The 21340-nt window shown below is 36.9% G+C and carries 23 protein-coding genes; 14 read left to right on the forward strand and 9 right to left on the reverse strand.

The annotated features are described in order from the left end of the window. Nucleotides 1–397: transposase (locus I2F17_RS07990; RefSeq protein WP_211139539.1), on the forward strand; the 397-nt coding region annotated here is incomplete at its 5' end. An 85-nt stretch (nt 398–482) separates the two neighbouring features. On the opposite strand, the gene I2F17_RS07995 is transcribed toward I2F17_RS07990, so the two are convergent. Further along, a complete protein-coding gene (locus I2F17_RS07995) occupies nt 483–1151 on the reverse strand; it encodes a DUF1345 domain-containing protein (RefSeq protein WP_211139540.1) in 669 nt (222 codons plus the stop codon). Between the two features lie 144 nt (nt 1152–1295). On the opposite strand from I2F17_RS07995, the gene argA reads away from it, so the two are divergent. From argA to I2F17_RS08025, 6 genes are all read left to right on the forward strand, one after another. Then, a complete protein-coding gene (gene argA, locus I2F17_RS08000; protein WP_196423303.1) occupies nt 1296–2657 on the forward strand; it encodes an amino-acid N-acetyltransferase in 1362 nt (453 codons plus the stop codon). A gap of 119 nt (nt 2658–2776) precedes the next feature. Further along, nucleotides 2777–3388, forward strand: a complete 612-nt coding sequence (locus I2F17_RS08005; protein WP_211139541.1) for a TetR/AcrR family transcriptional regulator — start codon at nt 2777–2779, stop codon at nt 3386–3388. A 315-nt stretch (nt 3389–3703) separates the two neighbouring features. Beyond that, the gene (ribF, locus tag I2F17_RS08010) at nt 3704–4705 is read left to right on the forward strand and encodes a bifunctional riboflavin kinase/FAD synthetase (RefSeq protein WP_211139542.1); all 1002 of its coding nucleotides are present in this window, start codon (nt 3704–3706) and stop codon (nt 4703–4705) included. Nucleotides 4706–4761: 56 nt separating this feature from the next. Next, nucleotides 4762–7599, forward strand: a complete 2838-nt coding sequence (gene ileS / locus I2F17_RS08015) for an isoleucine--tRNA ligase (RefSeq protein ID WP_211139543.1) — start codon at nt 4762–4764, stop codon at nt 7597–7599. Next, complete coding sequence (gene lspA, locus I2F17_RS08020) at nt 7592–8119, forward strand: signal peptidase II (RefSeq protein WP_196423307.1); 528 nt, start codon at nt 7592–7594, stop codon at nt 8117–8119. The genes ileS and lspA overlap by 8 nt, the downstream gene beginning before the upstream one ends. After that, nucleotides 8109–8591, forward strand: a complete 483-nt coding sequence (locus I2F17_RS08025) for an FKBP-type peptidyl-prolyl cis-trans isomerase (protein WP_196423308.1) — start codon at nt 8109–8111, stop codon at nt 8589–8591. The genes lspA and I2F17_RS08025 overlap by 11 nt, the downstream gene beginning before the upstream one ends. Before the next feature lie 14 nt (nt 8592–8605). On the opposite strand, the gene I2F17_RS08030 is transcribed toward I2F17_RS08025, so the two are convergent. The 4 genes from I2F17_RS08030 to ubiG form a co-directional block, all read right to left on the reverse strand. Continuing rightward, entirely contained in the window at nt 8606–9019 is a 414-nt protein-coding gene (locus I2F17_RS08030) for an RcnB family protein (RefSeq protein ID WP_196423309.1), read from the reverse strand. 130 nt (nt 9020–9149) lie between these two features. Further along, on the reverse strand, nt 9150–9893 hold the full coding sequence (locus I2F17_RS08035) for a YciK family oxidoreductase (RefSeq protein ID WP_196423310.1): 744 nt from the start codon (nt 9891–9893) through the stop codon (nt 9150–9152). Between the two features lie 24 nt (nt 9894–9917). Next, nucleotides 9918–10586, reverse strand: a complete 669-nt coding sequence (locus I2F17_RS08040; protein WP_196423311.1) for an HAD family hydrolase — start codon at nt 10584–10586, stop codon at nt 9918–9920. A gap of 2 nt (nt 10587–10588) precedes the next feature. Continuing rightward, on the reverse strand, nt 10589–11299 hold the full coding sequence (gene ubiG / locus I2F17_RS08045) for a bifunctional 2-polyprenyl-6-hydroxyphenol methylase/3-demethylubiquinol 3-O-methyltransferase UbiG (protein ID WP_196423312.1): 711 nt from the start codon (nt 11297–11299) through the stop codon (nt 10589–10591). Between the two features lie 173 nt (nt 11300–11472). Between ubiG and I2F17_RS08050 the strand changes: the two genes are divergently transcribed. Then, complete coding sequence (locus I2F17_RS08050) at nt 11473–12090, forward strand: thiol:disulfide interchange protein DsbA/DsbL (RefSeq protein ID WP_196423313.1); 618 nt, start codon at nt 11473–11475, stop codon at nt 12088–12090. A 57-nt stretch (nt 12091–12147) separates the two neighbouring features. Here the strand turns inward: I2F17_RS08050 and I2F17_RS08055 are convergent, their stop codons facing one another. The 3 genes from I2F17_RS08055 to I2F17_RS08065 form a co-directional block, all read right to left on the reverse strand. After that, nucleotides 12148–12768 carry a TetR/AcrR family transcriptional regulator gene (locus tag I2F17_RS08055; RefSeq protein ID WP_196423314.1) on the reverse strand — a complete coding sequence of 207 codons (621 nt, stop codon included), beginning with the start codon at nt 12766–12768 and terminating at the stop codon, nt 12148–12150. A 126-nt stretch (nt 12769–12894) separates the two neighbouring features. Further along, complete coding sequence (locus tag I2F17_RS08060) at nt 12895–13722, reverse strand: 5'-methylthioadenosine/S-adenosylhomocysteine nucleosidase (RefSeq protein ID WP_196423315.1); 828 nt, start codon at nt 13720–13722, stop codon at nt 12895–12897. 20 nt (nt 13723–13742) lie between these two features. Further along, nucleotides 13743–14639, reverse strand: coding sequence for a 5'-methylthioadenosine/S-adenosylhomocysteine nucleosidase (locus I2F17_RS08065; RefSeq protein WP_196423316.1), 897 nt, complete (start codon nt 14637–14639; stop codon nt 13743–13745). A gap of 355 nt (nt 14640–14994) precedes the next feature. On the opposite strand from I2F17_RS08065, the gene tsx reads away from it, so the two are divergent. The 4 genes from tsx to gap all read left to right on the forward strand — a co-directional run bounded on the left by tsx (nt 14995) and on the right by gap (nt 18513). After that, nucleotides 14995–15852, forward strand: coding sequence for a nucleoside-specific channel-forming protein Tsx (gene tsx, locus I2F17_RS08070; protein WP_196423317.1), 858 nt, complete (start codon nt 14995–14997; stop codon nt 15850–15852). A gap of 277 nt (nt 15853–16129) precedes the next feature. Continuing rightward, nucleotides 16130–16846, forward strand: a complete 717-nt coding sequence (rph, locus tag I2F17_RS08075) for a ribonuclease PH (RefSeq protein ID WP_211139544.1) — start codon at nt 16130–16132, stop codon at nt 16844–16846. 314 nt (nt 16847–17160) lie between these two features. After that, nucleotides 17161–17448, forward strand: coding sequence for a hypothetical protein (locus I2F17_RS08080; RefSeq protein WP_196423319.1), 288 nt, complete (start codon nt 17161–17163; stop codon nt 17446–17448). Between the two features lie 66 nt (nt 17449–17514). Beyond that, on the forward strand, nt 17515–18513 hold the full coding sequence (gene gap, locus I2F17_RS08085; protein WP_196423320.1) for a type I glyceraldehyde-3-phosphate dehydrogenase: 999 nt from the start codon (nt 17515–17517) through the stop codon (nt 18511–18513). Nucleotides 18514–18574: 61 nt separating this feature from the next. Here gap and I2F17_RS08090 read toward each other — a convergent pair whose 3' ends face one another. Beyond that, nucleotides 18575–18949, reverse strand: a complete 375-nt coding sequence (locus I2F17_RS08090) for a diacylglycerol kinase (protein ID WP_196423321.1) — start codon at nt 18947–18949, stop codon at nt 18575–18577. 157 nt (nt 18950–19106) lie between these two features. Between I2F17_RS08090 and ampD the strand changes: the two genes are divergently transcribed. Together ampD and murJ are read left to right on the forward strand one after the other, a co-directional pair. Next, the gene (ampD, locus tag I2F17_RS08095) at nt 19107–19688 is read left to right on the forward strand and encodes a 1,6-anhydro-N-acetylmuramyl-L-alanine amidase AmpD (protein WP_211139545.1); all 582 of its coding nucleotides are present in this window, start codon (nt 19107–19109) and stop codon (nt 19686–19688) included. 69 nt (nt 19689–19757) lie between these two features. Beyond that, on the forward strand, nt 19758–21299 hold the full coding sequence (gene murJ / locus I2F17_RS08100) for a murein biosynthesis integral membrane protein MurJ (protein ID WP_196423323.1): 1542 nt from the start codon (nt 19758–19760) through the stop codon (nt 21297–21299). Nucleotides 21300–21340 lie beyond the last annotated feature (41 nt).

Here is a 21340-nt window from a genome sequence, read left to right on the forward strand (position 1 = left end):
GAAAGGAACACCATGTTATGGCTCATTTAACTGGCAATTAAAGAACCAAACCAATGCCATTGGTGCATTATATCAAGGTCAACTATTTGCAGTTGGTTTATTCGACTGCAAAATTAATTCAAATGTATTTCATTTTTGGGTAGAGCAGTTTCTTATTCCCGAACTACCCCAAAATAGTGTCATCGTGATGGATAATGCGACCTTTCATAAGCGATCGGATATACAGGAGTTATTGGAACACTATGGGCATCAGATTTTATGGTTGCCTGCTTATAGTCCTGATTTGAATTCTATTGAAAAGACATGGGCACAGATTAAGAAAAAAAGAAAAGAATGGCAAGAGGATTTTATTGATCGACTCTTTCAGATGTTTTTTCATTTCTGTATGAGTAATTAGATTGTTTGACTATATAATTTTTTACTTACAATGTTTTGAACTATTCATTCGTCAACGCCTTTAAATTTTTAATATATAAATTAATTTAACTTAATAAACTCGCTGCTATATTAATACAAATCGCTAAAATTAATGTGTTGTAGGCAAAAGCGAACAGTAAATGTAACGTATTTAAACGTCTCATTTTTGAACTTGTAATGGAGACATCTGCAGTTTGTGAAGCAGTTCCAATGACGTAGCTAAAATAAATAAAATCTGAGTATGTTGGCTTTTGTGTTTTTGGAAATTCTAAGCCTGTCTCTTGGTGTTTTTGATATGCTACATAAAAATCATGTGCATAGTGAATTGCAAAAATTGTATGTACAAAAAACCAAGTACTCATAATTGTAAAAATGGATAATGCTACACGCGCATATTTAATATCGGACTGAGCAGGAATGTGTGATAAATTGACTAATATTGCACATAAACACATGATCAAGGCAATAAATACCAATAGTAAAATCGTCCATTTTCCTTCATCTTGTTTTTTAGCTCTACGAATAATATGCTGTTGTTGATCTCCTTTTAATTGAGTGAAAGTACACATTAAATAAAAAATTACCGCAATATTCCAACTAATAAGTGTGATTGTAGACCATTTCCAATCCGTAGTTGTGTGTGTAATTAAACCAATCATTACACCGACAGGAATCATGGTATAAAAACGTGGATGATGAATTATGCCAAAATAGATTTTTTTTAAATATTTCATAAATACTCCTTTTATTCTTTTTAGTGTGTATAGATAAAGCTTAAATGAAGATGAATTGTTTTCTATAAAGCAAATATTATTCTGCTGAGTAGTAGTATTTTGTTTTAAAATCTTTTTAAGATATTTGCATAAATAGGTTGATACATGTCTATAGATTCACAAGAAATACAGGCGATTCATACAAAAAACTATTTACATTGGTTTCGTCATTCTGCTCCTTACATTAATGCACATAGAAATAAAACATTTGTTATTTGGTTTGAAGGCGCAGCCTTAAAGCAAACAGATTTTCATCATATTATTCATGATATTGCATTACTACACTCTTTAGGTATTCGTTTAGTTTTAGTTCATGGTGCTCGTGAACAAATTGATGATGAAATTTCAAAACAAGGGATTCAAACACCATCATATTTAAATCGTCGAGTAACTACTCGAGAGGCACTTCCCGCAGTAATGAGTGCTGTAGGCGCTTCACGGTTATACGTTGAAGCATTGTTATCTATGGGACTTGCGAATTCGCCAATGTTTGGTGCTAAGATTGATGTTGTTTCTGGTAATTTTATTACGGCTAAACCATTTGGTATTCATGATGGTGTAGATTTTAGTTTGAGCGGTGAAGTCAGGGCAGTAGATACAGTATGTATAGAAAGTTTACTAGAAAAAAATAATATTATTTTACTTGGCCCTACGGGTTATTCTACAACAGGAGAAGTTTTTAATTTGTTGTCTCAGGAAGTTGCGACAAAAACAGCAGTAGCTTTAAATGCAGATAAATTGATCTTTTTATGTCATCAAGATGGCTTAAAAAATAATAAAGGTCAATTGCTTAGAGAAATTTCTCCACATCATTTAGATCAATATATTGACCATGAAAATGATGTTGATACTCAAATGTCTTTGTTATTAGAAAATGCAAAAGAGGCTTCTTTAAATGGTGTACAGCGTGTACATTTGTTGCCATTTTCTTATGATGGTGCATTGATTCAAGAGTTATTTACCCGAGATGGTATGGGAACAATGATTACAGATGCGCATTATGAACAAGTACGCACAGCGACTATTCATGATGTAGGTGGTTTGATGGAGTTATTAAAACCTTTAGAGAAGCAGGGAATCTTAGTTTATCGATCTCGAGAGCGTTTAGAACATGAGATTGATCAGTTTGCTGTGATTGAGCGAGATGGTGCAATTTTAGCATGTGCAGCACTGTATCCGATGCATACTCAAAATCATGAATTTAAGAGTGCGGAAATTGCCTGTGTTGCGGTACATCCTGGTTATCGTAAATCAAATCGAGGACAACAAATTTTGGCATTTTTAGAACAAAAAGCACAAAACTTAGGTATTAAATATTTATTTGTACTCACAACAAGGACAGCACATTGGTTTTTAGAGCAAGGTTTTATGCAAGCTGGCGTTGATGATTTGCCGAGTAGTCGACAACAATTGTATAACTATCAGCGTAACTCACAGGTATTTAGAAAAGAAATTTTAGTGACTTAGATAGGCAAAAACGATGGTAGTTACTTGATTTTTTAATGAAAAAATCAAGTAAATTCAATGCAAAAACAAAACTAATTGATCTAAAATCAATGGTTCAAATTCTTTGATTGATTGTCATTATGGAACTTAAAAAAAGTACACAAAAACGCCATCAGCTTTTAAATGCAGCGTTGGATGTCTTTTGTCTGTATGGGTTTACTGGTGCAAGTTTAGATGACATTGCTAAACGTTCAGATATGCATAAATCAAATATTTTCTATTATTTTTCAAATAAAGAAGCATTATATATTGAAGTATTGACATCTGTGCTACAGAAGTGGTTGGAGTCTATGCAGATGTTAAATGTAGATGAAGATCCTGAAGAAATGTTGACCAAGTATATTGAAAGTAAACTTGAATTTTCACGTTTAAATCCAAAAGCATCTAAATTATTTGCCTTAGAAATTATACAGGGTGCACCTTATATTCAAACGATTCTAAAAGGTTCAATTAAAAAACATTTTAGACGTAAAGTGAAGGTGATTGCTCAATGGCAAACACAAGGGAAAATAGCGGCAGATATTTCACCTGAATTATTTATTATGAATTTATGGTCTATTACACAAAGTTATGCTGACTTTGAAACACAATTTGAAGTGCTTATTGGTAAAACACTGCGTAATCGCTCATTTTACCAAACAGCAATGAAAAATAATCTCCAATTGTTATTACACGGGGCATTGGTCAAATAAAAGTGCAGCATGTTTGCCATTGTCGTGCAGGTCAAAGACCTGCTCCAATGCCTGTAAAATTTATTTGAAAACGGGTCTACCTAAAAAGTATAGTTAATCTGTGATGATGACTCGTCTTTATGTATGTTTTAAATGTAAAAGACAGGCAAAGAAGAAATTATGTAATCAATTCGTATATTGGTTTTAAGTTAATCATACTTTTTTTGTGCTGCTCAGAGAGATAAAATCTCACTTTACGCTAAACAACAATAACACCCATAGTAGAGAATATGGCAAAATAGTGGCTTAAAACAGATAAGCATTATTGACTGATCTATGAATTTACTTCGCTTAAATGCATCAACACAGCACCTCAATTTGCCTCAAACCGCAGTGACAATTGGTAATTTTGATGGCGTGCATTTAGGGCATCAAGCCATGATTAAGCAATTAAAAACGGTGGCGCAACAAAAACAACTTAAAACGTTAGTCATGTTGTTTGAGCCACAACCGCTTGAAGTATTTTATGGTGAAGATGCACCTCCTAGAATTTCATCTTTGCGTGAAAAAGTGACTTATTTAAAAGAGCTCGGCGTAGATTATATTGTCGTGGCTCGTTTTGATCATTTTTTACGTGAACAAACAGCTGCAGAGTTTGCGTCTTTACTCAAAGAAAAACTCAACACACAAACGTTAGTCCTTGGGGATGATTTTCATTTTGGGAAAAATCGTCAAGGTAATACTCAATTCTTACGTCAAGCAGGTTTTGCTGTAGACAATTTGAATACAGTAGTTTTAAATGGACAGCGGGTGAGTTCTACTCGTGTTCGAGAAACGCTACAGGTCGGAAATTTAGCATTAGCTGCACAATTGCTAGGGCGACCTTATAGTATGATCGGAAGAGTTCAGCATGGTGACAAGCTAGGACGTACTTTAAATTTTCCGACCATCAATGTGGCATTAAAACGACATAAACCCTGTTTAAAAGGTATTTATGGTGTTGATGTACGATGTGAAACACAATCTTTACTTGATGTGGTTCGCAAAAATGATCTCACCCAAGGTATATTAGGTTATCAACCCAATACTTTATTTGGTGCCGCAAATTTAGGTGTGCGCCCTGCCATTGAACAAAAACAGCCACAGTGGCGGTTAGAGGTACATTTTCCCGATGTTTCTGCTAACCTGTATGGTTTACTGATGCGTGTCACTTTTTTGCATTATTTACATGGTGAACGTAAATATCTGTCATTTGAAGCATTAAAAGCAGGAATTCAAGATGATGTTTTGCAGTTACGACAATTTCGTTTGCAGAACACACAGTTTCCTTTTCACTAATTTTTATTTTGAAGTATAACGAGTTTATATACTCTGAAACACTGGAAGTAACTTGCATGAGCGATAAGCAAAATCCTGAAAATGTCGTGGACTATAAAGCCACATTAAACTTACCAGGCACCGAGTTTGCAATGAAAGCAAATCTTGCGGTACGTGAAGTTAAATGGTTACAAGAGTGGTATGCAGACAATATTTATCAGCGAATTCGCGACTCTCGTATTGGCAAAAAAAAATATACTTTACATGATGGCCCCCCGTACGCGAATGGTCAAATTCACTTAGGGCACGTAGTAAACAAAGTTCTGAAAGATATTATTGTAAAAAGTAAAACATTAGATGGTTTTGATGCACCATATGTTCCTGGTTGGGATTGCCACGGTTTACCGATTGAATTAAAAGTCGAAGAAAAAATTGGTAAAGTTGGGCAAAAAGTCGATGCTGCAACATTTCGTAAGCATTGTCGTGAATATGCTTTAGAACAAGTCGATTTACAGCGTAATGATTTTAAACGCTTAGGCATCTTGGGTGATTGGGACAATCCATACTTGACCATGAATTTTGATCAAGAAGCAAATATTGTACGTGCAGTCGGTGCGATCCAAAAAAATGGCCATATTCAACCCGGCTTAAAGCCAGTCAACTGGTGTTTAGATTGTGGTTCTGCATTGGCAGAAGCAGAAGTTGAGTATGAAGACAAAAAATCAGATGCGATAGATGTAGGTTTTGCGATCGTAGATTTAACGGCACTCTCTGAGCGTCTAGGTGTGGCAGTGACTAATCCAACAGATATGGTCATTTGGACGACAACACCTTGGACGATGCCGGCCAACCAAGCTGTGGCTGTACATGCACAGATTGAATACCAATTGGTAGAAGTACAAACTGAACGTGGATTACATAACTTAATCTTGGCAAAAGATCTTGTTGAGTCTGCATGTGAGCGATATGGCTTAGAAAACCCTGTGGTCTTGGCTGATTTTTCAGGGGAGAAACTTGAAAAATTATTGCTACAACATCCTTTAATTTCTGAACGCCAAGTGCCTGTTATTTTAGGTGAACATGTTATTGCAACCAGTGGTACAGGTGCAGTACACACGGCACCAGGCCATGGTGTAGATGACTATAAAGTCGGATTACAATACGGATTGCCTGTTGATAATCCTGTTGGTGGTAATGGTGTGTATTTACCAACTTCACCCTTGTTTGCAGGGGAACACATCTACAAAGCCAATCCAAAAATTATTGCCGCATTATCTGAAAATCACCGTTTATGGGCACATGTGCCAATTCGACACAGCTATCCACATTGCTGGCGTCATAAAACCCCAATTATTTTCCGTGCAACCCCACAGTGGTTTATTAGCATGGATCAACAAGGGTTGCGTCAATCTGCGCTTCATTCTATTGAAAAAGATATTGAATTTATTCCAAACTGGGGTAAAAACCGTATTGAATCAATGATTGATGGGCGTCCTGATTGGTGTATTTCTCGACAACGTACATGGGGTGTGCCGATCCCATTTTTTGTACATAAAGACACCAATGAATTGCATCCACGTACTGCAGAATTGATTGAAGATGTTGCATTATTAATCGAAAAAGAAGGAATCGATGCATGGTTTAATCGTGAACCTAAAGATTTCTTAGGTGAAGATGCAGATCAATACAATGCTGTGCGTGATACCTTAGATGTTTGGTTTGATTCAGGTACCACGCATTATGCTGTGCTTGAGCAACGTGCTGAATTAGAAAGCCCTGCTGATTTATATTTAGAAGGTTCAGATCAGCATCGTGGTTGGTTTCAATCCTCTTTACTAACATCAGTAGCGATCCATGGACGTGCCCCATATAAGACCTTATTAACACATGGTTTTACTGTCGATGAAAAAGGGCGTAAATTGTCTAAATCACTTGGTAATTACATTCCTTTAGAGGAAATTACCAAACAGCTTGGTGCAGATGGTTTACGCTTATATGTCGCATCAAGTGATTATCGTTATGAGATTGCTGCATCAAAAGAAATTTTTAATCGTGTAAGTGATAGTTATCGACGTATTCGTAATACTTTACGATTCTTGTTAGCAAACTTAAAAGGCTTCCAACCAAGTACAGACTTGTTGCCAACAGAACAATTGATTTCACTTGATCAGTATATTTTACAACGCGCCAATGAAGTACAAAGCACCATTGTAGCGTCGTATACTGAGATGAATTTTCATGCAGTGTGTAGTGCATTAACCAATTTCTGTATTAATGATTTAGGTGGTTTTTATCTCGATATTATTAAAGATCGCCAATACACTACTAAAGCGGATTCACACGCTCGTCATTCGGCACAAACTGCGCTGTACCATATTGTACAAGCTTTTGTTCGTTGGATGAGCCCGATCTTAAGCTTTACGGCTCAAGAAGCATGGCCATTGATTCCTGAACAAAATGAAAAATATGTATTTACAACACAGTGGTACGATTTACCACAAGTGGCATCAAATCTATTATCTGAACAAGATTGGCAACAATTAATTGCGGTAAAATCTGCTGTAAACAAGCAAATTGAAGTGGCACGTAATGCAAAGGCAGTGGGTGGAAATTTATCTGCGAAAGTCAGCGTATGGGCAACGCCTGAACTAGAGGCTTTATTTAATCGTTTAGAAAATGAGTTGCGTTTTGTTTTGATTACTTCACAAGTTGAAGTCCATGGTTGGTCAGAAACACAAGGTGAAGCAACTGAAATACAAGGCTTACGTGTTTTGGTGAGTGCAGCAGATGGTGAAAAATGTGCGCGTTGCTGGCATGTATTGCCAGATGTAAATACACATTCAGATCATGTGGGATTATGTTCTCGCTGTATTGTTAATGTGGATGGTGTAGGTGAAGAGAGAAAATATGCCTAACTTGCCAGTAAAGCCAAAATTTTACCGATCGAATATGTTATGGCTTGGATTATCTATCTTAGCCATTGTCATCGATCAATGGACCAAATCAATTGCAACTCAGCATTTGAACTATGCTGACCCACAGCATGTAGTGCCGTTACTCAATTGGACGTTACTACATAACTATGGTGCAGCATTTAGTTTTTTATCAGATGCTGGTGGGTGGCAACGTTACATTTTTACAAGTTTAGCTGGGTTGGTTTCGGTCGTATTTATTTATTGGTTAATGCGAATGCCCAAAGGTATATATGTCTTGCCTGCCGCAATTGCTTTAATTTTGGGTGGTGCAATTGGAAATTTAATCGACCGTGTCACTCTGGGGTATGTTGTTGATTTTATTCATGTATACTATGAAAGTTATAACTTTCCTGCCTTTAATATTGCTGATAGTGCGATTACTTTAGGGACAATTTTACTATTGATAGACACTTTCTTTTTAGAAAAAAAACGTCAAATAGGTAAAGAAAATGGCCAATAATATATGCCCAAATGAAGAAATACGTATTGAATCGGGTTGTTCAGTCACTCTACATTTCTCTGTGGCATTAGAAACTGGAGTTGAAATTGACAACACACGTCAGCATGAAACACCTGTGCAATTGGTGATGGGTGATGGTAATTTATTACCAGGTTTTGAAAAAGCATTATTGGGTTTAAGAGCAGGTGACCGCCGTACAGTGCATTTACCACCAGAAGATGCATTTGGGTCTTGGAATCCGGACAATGTACAGCGCTTTGATACGGTCAAGTTTGAAGAGTTTCCAATTGAAGGACATATTATTGAATTTGAAGATAAAGCCAAAGCTACAGTGTTTGGAGTCGTTAAATCAGTCACTGATGATGTAACAGAGATTGATTTTAATCACCCATTGGCAGGTAAAAATATTACTTTTTCAGTTGAGGTATTTAAAGTCATTCCAACAGGTGAACAAGCTGTATCTTTGTTATAACTGTATTTTATGCGTTAGCGCACATCTATAATGGTATTGTTGGCATCGACCAATACAAAGTCACTGTTAATTTTATACCACTGCTGTGAATTTTCTGCTGTAGGTAGATGAAACGCTAGCGCATTTACTTTGTATCGGTCACTGCGATAGTGCTGTGGAATGGTGTAGCCAGTTTTCCATTTTAGCTGTTTGAGTCGTTGAAATCCTCTTTCTTCACGTGCGCGTCGACGTTCTTGTAAGTCCTCAAACAGATCATCATTTTGTCTGTAATCAGAGCCAATATGACGTCCTCCCATCATACGGTCACTGCCATGAGAAGTATCTCCACCAAAGCCACCACCATGCATACCTCCTCCACCGGGGCCTGCAAATGTCAGTGTCGTGATGCATAAATTGAAGGTACATGTGACCAAAAGACGATTTTTCATCGGACACACTCAAAAACAGATAAACGATTGAGGACTAGTGTAGTGTATTGTGTTTAAAAAATTACCAAGAAATTGTGAAGATCATGAGGTGATTTATTTAATACACAGTGCATTTGATCACTTTTGAGGTTTATTGCGCATTTAAACTTTGGCCATTGATCTCTTTACTGTCTTTACCCATTAAATACAGATAGCTTGGCATGAGTTTTTCTGCTGTAGGCAATGTGAGTGGATCTTCATCTGGAAAAGCTTTTGCACGCATAGCAGTACGTGTTGCACCAGGGTTAATACAATTAAACCGTATATGTGGATAGGTATTTTCTTGTGCAAAAATCTGACTCAATGCCTCTACACCACATTTAGAGATAGAATAGGCACCCCATAGTGCACGTGCTTCACGTCCTACACCTGAACTTGTAAAAATCACTGAAGCATCATCTGATTTTGCCAATAAAGGCAATAATGCTTGTGTGAGTGCAAAGGGGGCTTTGAGATTGACTGCCATGACATCTTCCCATGTTTCTAAATCATAGCTTGCCAAAGGAACACGCTCACCTAAAATGCCTGCACTATGTAAAATTCCATCTAATCGACCAAATTGTTGTTCTAACGTGTTGTATAGTGCTTCATAGTCACGTACCGAAGCACTCGAAAGTTGCAATGGTAAAATGGCAGGTTGTGGTGCACCTAAATTTTCAATGTCATCGTAAATGACTTCAAGTTTATTGAGTGTACGGCCGTGTAAAACGACCGTTGCACCATGTAAGGCATAGCTAATGGCTACTGTTCGACCAATACCATCGCTTGCCCCTGTAATCAGAATAATTTTACCTTTAAGTAAGTCGGGTGCTGCTTGATATGTTAAATGTGGCATAAAAACATCTCCCTGATTGTGTGCTTAAACGTGTTGAAAAATCTCTTGTGTTAACGTCTCTACGTTATGCACAATTGCATTTGCTTGCCATGCATTAAGATCATCTTTATCGGCATGTGGTAGATAACCATAGGCTGCAAGTATGGTGTACATGTGTGCTGCACGCCCTGCATCAATATCTCTTGGGTGGTCTCCGACATAAATGATATCTTGAGGTTGAATTTTAAGATATTTTGCTGCTAAAAACATCGGTTCAGGGTCAGGTTTAGTGTGTTTAACATCTTCAGGACACACTAAAACAGCACAGCGTGTATCTAATTGAAGAGCGTGTAATAAACGCTCAGATAGATCTCTTGGTTTGTTTGTTACAATACCCCAAGGAATATTTTTGCGCTCAAGTGCGTCAAGAAGAACTGACATACCAGAAAAGAGTTGACTTTCGACTGCAATATTTTCTGCGTATTCATCTAAAAAACGCTGTCGATAGCGGTTAAATTTTTCATCTTGTGGTGATATGTCGGGATACGCCAGTTGTAACATGGCTCTAGCACCTTCAGAAACTTGCTCACGTATTGCATCTGCATGAATGATCGGTTTATTTTCTGCCTGACACATTGCTTGAATAATGCGAATAAAGTCAGCAGCAGTGTCAATGAGTGTACCGTCTAGGTCAAATAAAACAGCTTTTTTCATGACTATCCCTCACGTTGCGTATGCAACATATAATTGACATCGACATTGGGTGCAAGCCAGTATTTCTTAGTAATTGGGTTGTAATGAAGGCCAATGCTATGTTTGAAGTTTAACTGGGCTGCTTTAATATCTTGTTTTAACTCATTTGGGCGAATAAATTTATGATAATCATGCGTACCTTTAGGAAGGAGCTTTAAAATATATTCAGCACCAATAATTGCAAAAAGATAAGATTTTGGGTTTCTATTAATGGTTGAAAAGAAGACATGCCCATTTGGCTTAACCAATTGCTGACATGCTTTGATGATAGATGCAGGGTCAGGAACATGTTCTAACATTTCCATACAAGTGACTACATCGTATTGGCCTGCTTGCTCTTGAGCCAACTGTTCCACAGGAATTTGTTGATATTGAATATTGTGTACAGACTCTTTTTGAGCATGTAAACGTGCGACATTTAGTGGAGCTTCACCCATATCTATGCCTAAAACATCGGCACCAAGGCGAGCCATACTTTCAGATAAAATACCCCCACCACAGCCCACATCGAGAACTTTTTTCCCTTGTAAGCCCTGTGAGTGTTGATTGATCCAATTTAAGCGCAATGGGTTAATCTCATGCAGTGGACGAAACTCTGATGTTTTATCCCACCACTTTTCAGCAAGGGCTTCAAATTTTGCAATTTCTTGTTGATCTACATTTAATACTGACATATCGCTATCCATAATCTTTTATTTTATATTTCTAGTGTAGCGTGTATTCGTAAAAAAGCGATAACAGATAAAAAAAACTTCACACAAACAAGACGTTTTAGGCATGAATATTTTTGCATAAAAAGGTAATCTATAGTTTAAGACGATGATTTTAGTAGGACAGACGAGAGATTATGAAAAAATTTATTATTCATGGGTTTGCAGCAACGGTCATGGCTTTTTCTGTGCAAGCGATGGCAGCAGAGCCATTTGTTGCAGGTAAAGATTATACGGTATTAAAAAACCCAAGCCCTGTTACAGGTAATAAAATTTTAGTTCGTGAGTTTTTTTGGTATGGATGCCCACATTGTTTTAAATTAGAGCCATACATGCAAACATGGCTTAAAGCAATGCCAAAAGATGTATCATTTCTACGCACACCAGCGGCAATGAACCCTGTTTGGGAGTCAGGTGCAAGAACATATTATGCATCTGAACTGTTAAATGTTCGTCAAAAAACACATTTGCCACTGATGCATGCAATACATGTTGATAATCAACAAATTTTTGATCAGGTATCTGCTGCTAAGTTTTTCACAAAGTATGGTGTACCTGAAGCCCAATTTAATAGCGCATATAATTCTTTTGCGGTCAGTACACAGGTTGCTGAATCGAATAAACTTGCACAACAATACCAAATTACAGGTGTACCTGCGGTGATTGTGAATGGTAAGTATATGGTTCAAGGCGAAGACGGTAAGGTGACGCAGGTACTCAATTATTTAATTGAAAAAGAGCGTAAAGCGAAATAATCAAATGAAAACAAACGTATCTTTAATTCTTATAAAGGTACGTTTTATATTTTTGATTTACGTAACAAAAGCACGTTTTAAAAAGACCACTTTATTAAAACACGCACGCAAAAAGATGACTTTATCTTCAATCATATGGGTGTCTATTTTATGCAATTTAATCCATTGCTTTGACCAAACCATTGAAAGCTGAAGTAAAAGTTCTGCATATGTTCGTAGTGCGTTTTCTTCGCATACACGGTAGTATTCGAGACGTTTAAGGTCAAGCACAAGGTCATTGGCCAAGTCTTCTACGTCTTGTTCAATACTCCTTTCTAACACTGGATATCCTCCCCAACGTTCAGATACGAAAAAATGCCAATATAAGGCATGTTCTTCAACAGATTTAAAAAACATGGCCAAACGCACTTCTGTATCTTCTTCTGTATGAGTTAGAAATCGTGCACGAGATTGGAACAATCCGCTTTTAATAAATACACCCACTTGATCAACTGTGGCTTGAGCGAGTGTATCTTTATTGGGGAAGTAGCGATAAATTGCACTCGGCGCTAAACCCACTTCTTGGGCAACCTGTCTGAGACTGATATTGTAAAAAGGTTGTCCTTGGTAGCGAAGCAAAAGTACTTTATCAATAATATTTTGTCTGTTTTGGATTTTTCGTTCAGCACGTATCGACATATTGCATTCATCCATAGTTTACTTTTTGTCGTAAAATATAAAAATGTAAGTGTCCTTAGATGAAACGATGTAAGGCGTGTAAGAGAGTATGACCTTTGTAACGAACAAAGGCCATAAAAAGTCGGATTATTTTTGCGCTAAATAGGCTTTCGCTACATTCAGCACGTAGTCTTGGCACGCTGAACCTGTATTTGGATTGTAATTACCATTATTGGTAATATTATTAGACAAAACTCGAATACCTAAAAAGGGCACTTTATAAAGCGAGGCCACTTGTGCTGCCGATGCTGTTTCCATCTCTTCTACAGAAGTCTTGTAGTTTTGATGAAAATATTGAATACGATCCAACTCATTGTTCCAAACATCTGCCGAACCAATCACACCCTCAACCACTTGTCCTTGTGTATATGTGGTTTTAAGTTGGTTTGCGACAGCCAATAATTTAGGATCGGCTTGAAAACGTAAATGGCGTGTTTCTTCTTCTGGTGTATTATTTTTTGGCAATAAATTAAATGACTTGTTCCATGTGAGTGAGTTTGAACCCTCTCCAAGTGATTTTTTAGGTGTGATAAATGCACTGATATTTTCAGATTCTTTGCCGAGTACAATGTCAAATACTTTTAATGCAGGATCATGGCCACCTGAAGTGCCTTGATTAATAATGGCTTTGGGTTTGTAATGCTCAATGGCTAATGTAGTGGCAGCAGCAGCATTTGACATGCCCATAAGGGTACGAGAAATGACAATAGGATAGCCTTGGTATGTACCTTCCCAAAATTGCCAACCACCATACGTTTTTGTTTTAACGTTTTTTAATTGGCTGACCATACGATCAGTTTCAATATCTAAAGCACCTTGAATAACAACAGGTGCTTGTTTTGTTGCTGCATGTACTTGTACTGCAAGTAAGAGTGCACTCGATAATGCAACAGATTTAACGACAGTTTTTAACATAAAAATATTCCTAAAATACGTTATTTTAAAGCTTTGACATATTGAATGACGAGTTGAGATGAATTTTTTGCAGCTAGAGCAAAGAAAGTTCCTTCTTCATTTTCACCTGCTCCTCCACCTGCAAGGTCAGACACAGAGCGAAATACAATAAAAGGTACATTATTTGTATAGGCAACATGGCCGATTGCTGCTGATTCCATGTCGACCACATTGGCTTTAAAGGTGTCTGATGCAAATTGGCGAAGACCTGCATTATCCATAAAAGATTGCCCAGAAACACCATTTCCACCAAAGACCACTTTAGGAGTATGGCTTAAACAATGTTGGTCTGCGGTACAACGATCTAATTGTGGCTTTGCTAGAATACTTTTTGCTTGAGTTAATAAATTTTCATCAACTTTGAACCAAAATTTTTCTTCAGGGGCAGCTGTACCGTTGGCAATTTGGACATCTTGAGGATAAATCATGCCAAAGTTTGGATAAGGCGTCTTTAAAAACGCAGGTGCAACAAACTTACCATTGACCTCACGTGCCATAATGCTTTCTAAATATTGCCCCCATTGATCTGGGACGGAAACATCACCAATACTAAGTGCTGGATTAACGCCACCTGCAATACCAGAGAACACAATATTTTTGATATTGAAGTGATCAAGTGCCATTTGTGTGGTCATCGCGGCATTCACCATCGACATACCTGATAAAAAAAGCACAACGTCTTTATTACCAATTTTTCCTGTATAAAATACGCTGCGATTCACAATATGTTGTTTAGAGTCTTTAAGTGCGGCCAATAGCTCAGGAATTTCGGGTTGAAATGCACAAACAATGGCTGTACGTGATGTAGTATCAATTTTATGTGCAAATACACTACTACAAAGTAAAAATGCCATAATAAAGGTCAGCAATTTTTTCATAGAATTTACCTTAAAGAATAAATAAGTTGATCAATTTAAAGCAATCAATATGCCAAAATTAAAATGTAATCACATGACTAAAGCAATCAGCTTATAACTAACGCGATAGACATCGAAGCATCATAAACATTTAAAAACATGTGTCTTTGGTTACTCTTGAAACGATATCGCTGAAAACCTAGGGGTAAAATTAACATTTTTTAATATAAATGAAATAAAATATACACTGAATTTTAACATTAATGTGATTTTGCATTGAATGTGTCTTATTGCTAGTGGCATATAAATTGCTTAGTGAAGTAAGTGCTATTTATCTATGTGCAATAATAATTTTGATTGAGGAGAGCATTATATAATGTCAACCAAATTCATGAGCTGTGTTTTGGCTGCTACAGCAACATTTTGTGGGATGGGGCAAGCAACTGCGGGTATCGATGCAACACTTTGGGGAATTTATAGTAATGATATTAAATTTAGCCCGAAAAAAGTTGAAAATGCTTATCTAGAGCTTGAATACATGGGTCAAACAGGCCCAATCGATTGGTATGGTTATTTTGATGCACCGAAGTATTTTGGGGGAAATGACAATATTAATGGGGTTTGGGATAAAGAAAAAAATACGTCATTTATGTTTATGGAACATCAACCTAAATTATCTTTAAATCGTTTAACGGGTAAAGATTTATCTATAGGTCCATTTAAAGATTGGTTTATTGCGGCCGATTGGATTTTAGATGCAGGTAATGATGTACTTACTCGCCAACATACATTGTATTATGGCTTAGGGACGTCCATTGACACACATACCAAACTTGGAATGAATGTTAATATTTTTACCCGTCAACAATGGGAAAATTATGGTGCAGCAAATGCATATACATCAAATGATGGTGGACGTTTACAAGTCCAATTTTTCTATCCAATTTATCGTTTCTCAAATGGCGGAAGTGTAAATTACTTTACTTTCTCTAACTATGATTTTGGTTCAAAGTTAGGTGAAAGAACCGCAGGTGGTACACGTACGAATGAAGCATTAGTATCTACACATATATTTTCATATCAATTACAAAACTTTCGTGCATATACAGCCGCGCGTTATTTTCATAATGGTAGCCAATTTAAAGATGGTGCAATCAACAACTGGGGTAGTGGTGACTTTGCCCAAGACAGTACAGGTTGGGGATACTATGTGGGTTTAGGTTATAAATTTTAAAGAAAAATCATGAAAAGGCGATGTGGTGTAAGCGATATCGCCTTTGTAGAGATAGAAGTTAGCCTTTTTGTATTTTTATAAAAAATGGTCGATATCAGACCAATACACAACAGATAAATATCAAGACACCATCATAGAAATAGCGTGTTTACATCAGTAATAAATATTTGTTCTATGTGTTTTAGATCATTTGACCGCGCAACGGATGGCATAAATATGCCATAAAAATCTGTTACAATCTTGCGCAATTAATTTTGTATAAAAAGGATACTTGATCATGCGTATAGACCAAAGAACAGCAGAGCAGTTACGTGATGTTAAAATTACTCGTCAGTATACGCGTTATGCTGAAGGCTCTGTACTGATTGAATTTGGCCACACCAAAGTATTGTGTACTGCTAGTGTAGAACACAGTGTACCACGATTTTTAAAAGGCAAAGGACAAGGCTGGATCACTGCTGAATATGGCATGTTGCCACGCTCAACGCATACACGTTCAGACCGTGAAGCGGCACGTGGTAAACAAAGTGGGCGTACACAAGAAATACAACGCTTAATTGGTCGTAGTTTACGTGCGATGGTTGATTTGAAAAAACTGGGTGAAAATACAATTACCATTGACTGTGATGTACTTCAAGCAGATGGTGGTACACGCACAGCTGCAATTACAGGGGCTGCAGTTGCATTGGTCGATGCTGTAAATACCCTCATTGAAAATAAAAGAATTAAACAAGATCCACTTAAAGGATTGATCGCCGCTATTTCTGTGGGGATTTATCAAGATCAGGCATTGTTGGATTTATGTTATGAAGAAGACTCAAATTGCCAAACCGATTTAAATGTGGTGATGACCCAAAGTGGTGAATTTATTGAAATTCAAGGCACAGCAGAAGATAAGCCGTTTACTCGTGAACAGTCAAATCAAATGTTAGAATTGGCAGAGCAAGGCATTCAAAATCTGATTAAAAAACAACAGCAAGCATTAGGTTGGTAAGATCTATTGAGGTCGCTTAAAAAAGCCAGTGTCATGACACTGGTTTTTTTAGGTGTATGCATGTGCTTATTTTAATTCGATTGCACTAAAATATATACGCATCAACAAATTTTGTGCTAATTTAGAGAGGTCTTATACATTTTGTATGGCTGTAAAAGTGCAACAAAGTCGTCTTTTTGAAATCTGTATACTAATGTCGTATTTGATTTAGAGTGACGAGTCAATAAGGTACTTTAAACGTGATTGATAAGTGTAGTTTTTAAATAATCTTGATTTAAACATTACGCTACTTGGAAAGGGAAATGGAGTCGGGCATGTCATATTATGCGATTATGTTTGAAACAGATGATGCAAACTTTGGACGAGTAGAAGATGCTATTCATACCGTTTCAAAAGGGCATTGCCAAAAAATTGCACACAATTTTTGGGTTGTAAAAACCGTTCACCCCGATGCTAAAAAAGTGCGTGATTATATCAAAAACTATTTAAAGTTAGACTTTGACGATAAAGTCTTTGTTGTAGCAGTCAAAGAAGATGAGTCTCCTTGGGCATCTTGGGGCTTAGACAAACAGGTTGTAGATTGGTTAACATCTAAACCTTAAATTGCTGTACCGAAGTATCAAATATATTAAAGAAGATGGACTTTTACTTTAAAAGGTGAGTATAAAATGATTAATGTTGCTATTAATGGATTCGGCCGTATTGGACGTAGCTTTGTACGTGCGTTACAGGCAAAGCAAAATGAAATTAACATCGTTGCAATTAATGATCTTGGATCTGTAAAGCAATTAGCACATCTATTAAAGTATGATACAGCTTTTGGTAATTTCCCAGAAGCTATTCGCATTGAAGAAAATGCAATCTTTATTGGCGATAAAAAAATTGCAGTATACCAAGAAAGAGATCCAGAAAATCTACCTTGGAAAGAGTTAGAAGTTGACGTTGTACTTGAATCTACAGGTGTATTTGTTAGTGGTCCTGCTGCATCAAAACATTTAAAAGCAGGTGCGAAAAAAGTAGTTATTTCTGCACCAGCATCTGATGTAGATTTAACAATTGTTCATGGTGTAAACCAACATTTATATGACAAAGAAAATCATCACATCGTATCAAATGCATCATGCACAACAAACTGTTTAGCACCAATTGCTAAAGTGATTCATGATAACTTCGGTATTGAAAGTGGTCTAATGACAACAATTCATGCCTATACACAAGATCAAAACTTGCAAGATTCACCGCATAAAGACATGCGCCGTGCACGTTGTGCAGCACAAAACATGGTACCTACATCTACAGGCGCTGCAAAAGCCATTGGTCTAGTTATTCCTGAACTAAAAGGGAAGCTTGATGGTTACGCAGTACGTGTACCTGTGATTACAGGTTCAATGGTTGATTTAACATTAAATCTGAAAAAAGAAACAACTGTTGAAGAAGTTAAAGCTGTTGTGAAAAAAGCGGCTGAAAATGAATTAAAAGGTGTACTTGAATATACAGAAGATGAAATTGTATCTTCAGATATTATCAAGAACCCATCTTCTTCAATCTTTGATGCAGAATTAACCAACCTTATGGGTGGTAAATTCCTAAAAATCACAAGCTGGTATGACAACGAATGGGGCTTCTCTAATCGTTTGATCGATACGATTCAGGTTGTTGCTAAATAAGCTTCACTGAAAAACATAAGCCAGTATGTCTATCTTAGATATACTGGCTTTTTTAATGAGATTATAGAAATATAACCGCAATCCATGTAATCGTAATAATACTTAAAGCCATAAATTGTGCAGCACTCCCCATGTCTTTGGCTATTTTAGCTAAAGGATGGCGATCTAAAGAAATTCGGTCAACAACCGCTTCTATTGCAGAATTGAGCAATTCGACCATAATGGCAAACAAACCCACAATGATTAATAAAATATGCTCGACTTTAGAAATATCTAAAAGAAAACTAATTGGTAATAACACTAAATTTAAGTAAATAATTTGTCGAAAGGCTGCTTCATTTTTGAAAGCAGATTTAAAACCAGACATCGAGTAATTGAAAGCATTAAAAATACGTTTTAACCCCGTTTGACCTTTGAGGGGAAGGTGCTGACTCATAATAAAAATAATCATTAACAGTAATGATTTAGATCATACCGTGTTCAGTATGAAGTAAAAATGAAATTATAGATAAAATTAAACCGTGATGTAATATCTTATGTATTTGTCAATAAAACTTGTTATGCTCATTTTTTTGTTACAGTAACATTTTAACATGCAAGAAAGATCTAACCATTTTTTGATTGAAAAAGGGTGTCTTCATGGTGCAAGACAAGTGAGTTCACCGAATTTTAATGCTCGACCAGATGCTACAGACATTCAGTTGATCGTTATACATAATATTAGCTTACCTCCTGCACAATTTGGTGGTGGATATATTGAGGATTTTTTTCAAAATCGCTTAGATCATCATCAACATCCTTATTTTAAGCACATTGAAGGGCTAAAAGTTTCTGCACATTTGGTAATTTTACGTACAGGTGAGGTCATTCAGTGTGTTAACTTAAATGATCGTGCTTGGCATGCAGGTCGTTCGAGTTATTTAGGGCGTCCAGAATGTAATGATTATTCGATTGGAATTGAGTTAGAAGGGTGTGATCATTTGCCTTTTGAGCGCATACAATATACGGTGTTGTCAAAGGTTGTGGCATGTTTACAAGCACATTATCCTCAAATTCAACAGCATTTGGCAGGGCACTCTGACATTGCACCAATACGAAAAACAGACCCTGGTCCATGTTTTGACTGGATACATTTTCGTAATCTCGTCTCGAAAGAAAAAAGTAATCATTGCTAATTTATAACGGAAAAAAGTTTTTTTTTGATTAAAATAGCGACTTTAAAAATAACGAATTAGGAATCACGCATGGCGCTTTGGCGATCGACATTTGTCGTAAGTGCAATGACGATGCTCTCACGTATTTTAGGTTTAGTCCGTGACATGGTGTTGTTAAATGTATTTGGAGCAGGAAAAGAGTTTGATGTATTTGTAGTGGCCTTTCGTATTCCTAATTTTTTTAGGCGACTCTTTGCTGAAGGTGCATTTTCTCAAGCGTTTATTCCTGTACTGACTGAATATAAAACTGAGCGTTTACATGCAGAGGTACAAATACTGATTAGTCGTGTATTTGGTTGCTTGTTGATGTTGATGTCAACTTTAACTTTGTTTGCGATGATCATTGCACCTGCAATTATCTATATTTATGCACCAGGATTTCATGAGCATCCAGAAAAATTTGCTGATGCTGTTGGGATGTTTCGGTTAACGATTCCATATTTATTGTTTATGTCATTAACTGCATTTGCAAGCAGTATTCTCAATAGTTATGACTCATTTTTCAGTCCTGCCTTTTCGCCAGTGTTACTCAATGTTGCCATGATTGCAGGTGCATGGTGGTTAGCTCCATATATGGAAACCCCTATTATGTCTTTAGGGTGGGCTGTTATTGCCGCAGGCATGGTGCAATTGGCCATACAAATTCCTGAACTGTGGCGTAAAAAATTACTGATTACACCTAAAATAGATTTTAAACATGAAGGTGTCAGAAAAATTTTAAAACTCATGCTTCCTGCACTTTTTGGTGTGTCTGTGACGCAAATTAATTTATTGCTCAACACCATTTGGGCTTCTTTTATGCAAGATGGTTCGGTGTCGTGGCTTTACAGTGCAGAACGTATGACAGAATTGCCATTAGGTTTAATTGGCGTGGCGATTGGTACGGTGATTTTACCTTCACTTTCAGCACGCCATGCCGAACAAGATACTGAAAAATTTAAGGCCATGATTGATTGGGCTGCTCGGGTGATTATTTTGGTGGGTGTACCTGCCAGTTTGGCATTGTTTATGTTGTCTACTCCAATCATTCAAGCATTATTTCAGCATGGTGAGTTTTCTTTAAGAGATACTCAAATGACAGCATTGGCTTTGCAATCTATGAGTGGGGGCGTGTTGGCCTTTATGCTGATTAAAGTCTTTGCGCCGGGGTTTTATGCACAACAAGATACAAAGACACCTGTTCGTGTGGGGTTAATTGCTGTGGCAACGAATGCAATTAGTAATGTGATATTTATTAGCTTATTTAAATATTTAGATTGGCATGCTCCACATATGGCATTAGGAATGTCATCTTCTCTTTCTGCTTTAGCCAATGCAGGATTATTGTATTATTTTTTACATGTTCGTGGCATATTTCGCTTTGGTTCACATTGGAAAAAAATTGCCTGTCAATATGGCATTGCCAATGTCACCATGGTTGTGGCGCTATGGTGTGGATTACATTTTTACGATGGTACACAGGCTCAGTGGATACGTATTGCTGAAGTGATGGGTTTATGCGTGGTGGGTGTTTTAGCATATGCAGTTGCACTGATCTGTAGTGGTTTTAGGCCACGACATTTAAAACCTTAAACGAATGTTTATTGTACTGCCCTTGATATGCTTAAAAGGGC

This window comes from Acinetobacter baretiae (assembly GCF_015627105.1).
Lineage (GTDB): Bacteria > Pseudomonadota > Gammaproteobacteria > Pseudomonadales > Moraxellaceae > Acinetobacter > Acinetobacter baretiae.

Bases quoted from the DNA above. Each gene is read 5' to 3' on its own strand.
- I2F17_RS07995 (WP_211139540.1), bottom strand. From the start codon at position 1,151: ATGAAATATTTAAAAAAAATCTATTTTGGCATAATTCATCATCCACGT.
- argA (WP_196423303.1), top strand. From the start codon at position 1,296: ATGTCTATAGATTCACAAGAAATACAGGCGATTCATACAAAAAACTAT.
- I2F17_RS08005 (WP_211139541.1), top strand. From the start codon at position 2,777: ATGGAACTTAAAAAAAGTACACAAAAACGCCATCAGCTTTTAAATGCA.
- ribF (WP_211139542.1), top strand. From the start codon at position 3,704: ATGAATTTACTTCGCTTAAATGCATCAACACAGCACCTCAATTTGCCT.
- ileS (WP_211139543.1), top strand. From the start codon at position 4,762: ATGAGCGATAAGCAAAATCCTGAAAATGTCGTGGACTATAAAGCCACA.
- lspA (WP_196423307.1), top strand. From the start codon at position 7,592: ATGCCTAACTTGCCAGTAAAGCCAAAATTTTACCGATCGAATATGTTA.
- I2F17_RS08025 (WP_196423308.1), top strand. From the start codon at position 8,109: ATGGCCAATAATATATGCCCAAATGAAGAAATACGTATTGAATCGGGT.
- I2F17_RS08030 (WP_196423309.1), bottom strand. From the start codon at position 9,019: ATGAAAAATCGTCTTTTGGTCACATGTACCTTCAATTTATGCATCACG.
- I2F17_RS08035 (WP_196423310.1), bottom strand. From the start codon at position 9,893: ATGCCACATTTAACATATCAAGCAGCACCCGACTTACTTAAAGGTAAA.
- I2F17_RS08040 (WP_196423311.1), bottom strand. From the start codon at position 10,586: ATGAAAAAAGCTGTTTTATTTGACCTAGACGGTACACTCATTGACACT.
- ubiG (WP_196423312.1), bottom strand. From the start codon at position 11,299: ATGTCAGTATTAAATGTAGATCAACAAGAAATTGCAAAATTTGAAGCC.
- I2F17_RS08050 (WP_196423313.1), top strand. From the start codon at position 11,473: ATGAAAAAATTTATTATTCATGGGTTTGCAGCAACGGTCATGGCTTTT.
- I2F17_RS08055 (WP_196423314.1), bottom strand. From the start codon at position 12,768: ATGTCGATACGTGCTGAACGAAAAATCCAAAACAGACAAAATATTATT.
- I2F17_RS08060 (WP_196423315.1), bottom strand. From the start codon at position 13,722: ATGTTAAAAACTGTCGTTAAATCTGTTGCATTATCGAGTGCACTCTTA.
- I2F17_RS08065 (WP_196423316.1), bottom strand. From the start codon at position 14,639: ATGAAAAAATTGCTGACCTTTATTATGGCATTTTTACTTTGTAGTAGT.
- tsx (WP_196423317.1), top strand. From the start codon at position 14,995: ATGTCAACCAAATTCATGAGCTGTGTTTTGGCTGCTACAGCAACATTT.
- rph (WP_211139544.1), top strand. From the start codon at position 16,130: ATGCGTATAGACCAAAGAACAGCAGAGCAGTTACGTGATGTTAAAATT.
- I2F17_RS08080 (WP_196423319.1), top strand. From the start codon at position 17,161: ATGTCATATTATGCGATTATGTTTGAAACAGATGATGCAAACTTTGGA.
- gap (WP_196423320.1), top strand. From the start codon at position 17,515: ATGATTAATGTTGCTATTAATGGATTCGGCCGTATTGGACGTAGCTTT.
- I2F17_RS08090 (WP_196423321.1), bottom strand. From the start codon at position 18,949: ATGAGTCAGCACCTTCCCCTCAAAGGTCAAACGGGGTTAAAACGTATT.
- ampD (WP_211139545.1), top strand. From the start codon at position 19,107: ATGCAAGAAAGATCTAACCATTTTTTGATTGAAAAAGGGTGTCTTCAT.
- murJ (WP_196423323.1), top strand. From the start codon at position 19,758: ATGGCGCTTTGGCGATCGACATTTGTCGTAAGTGCAATGACGATGCTC.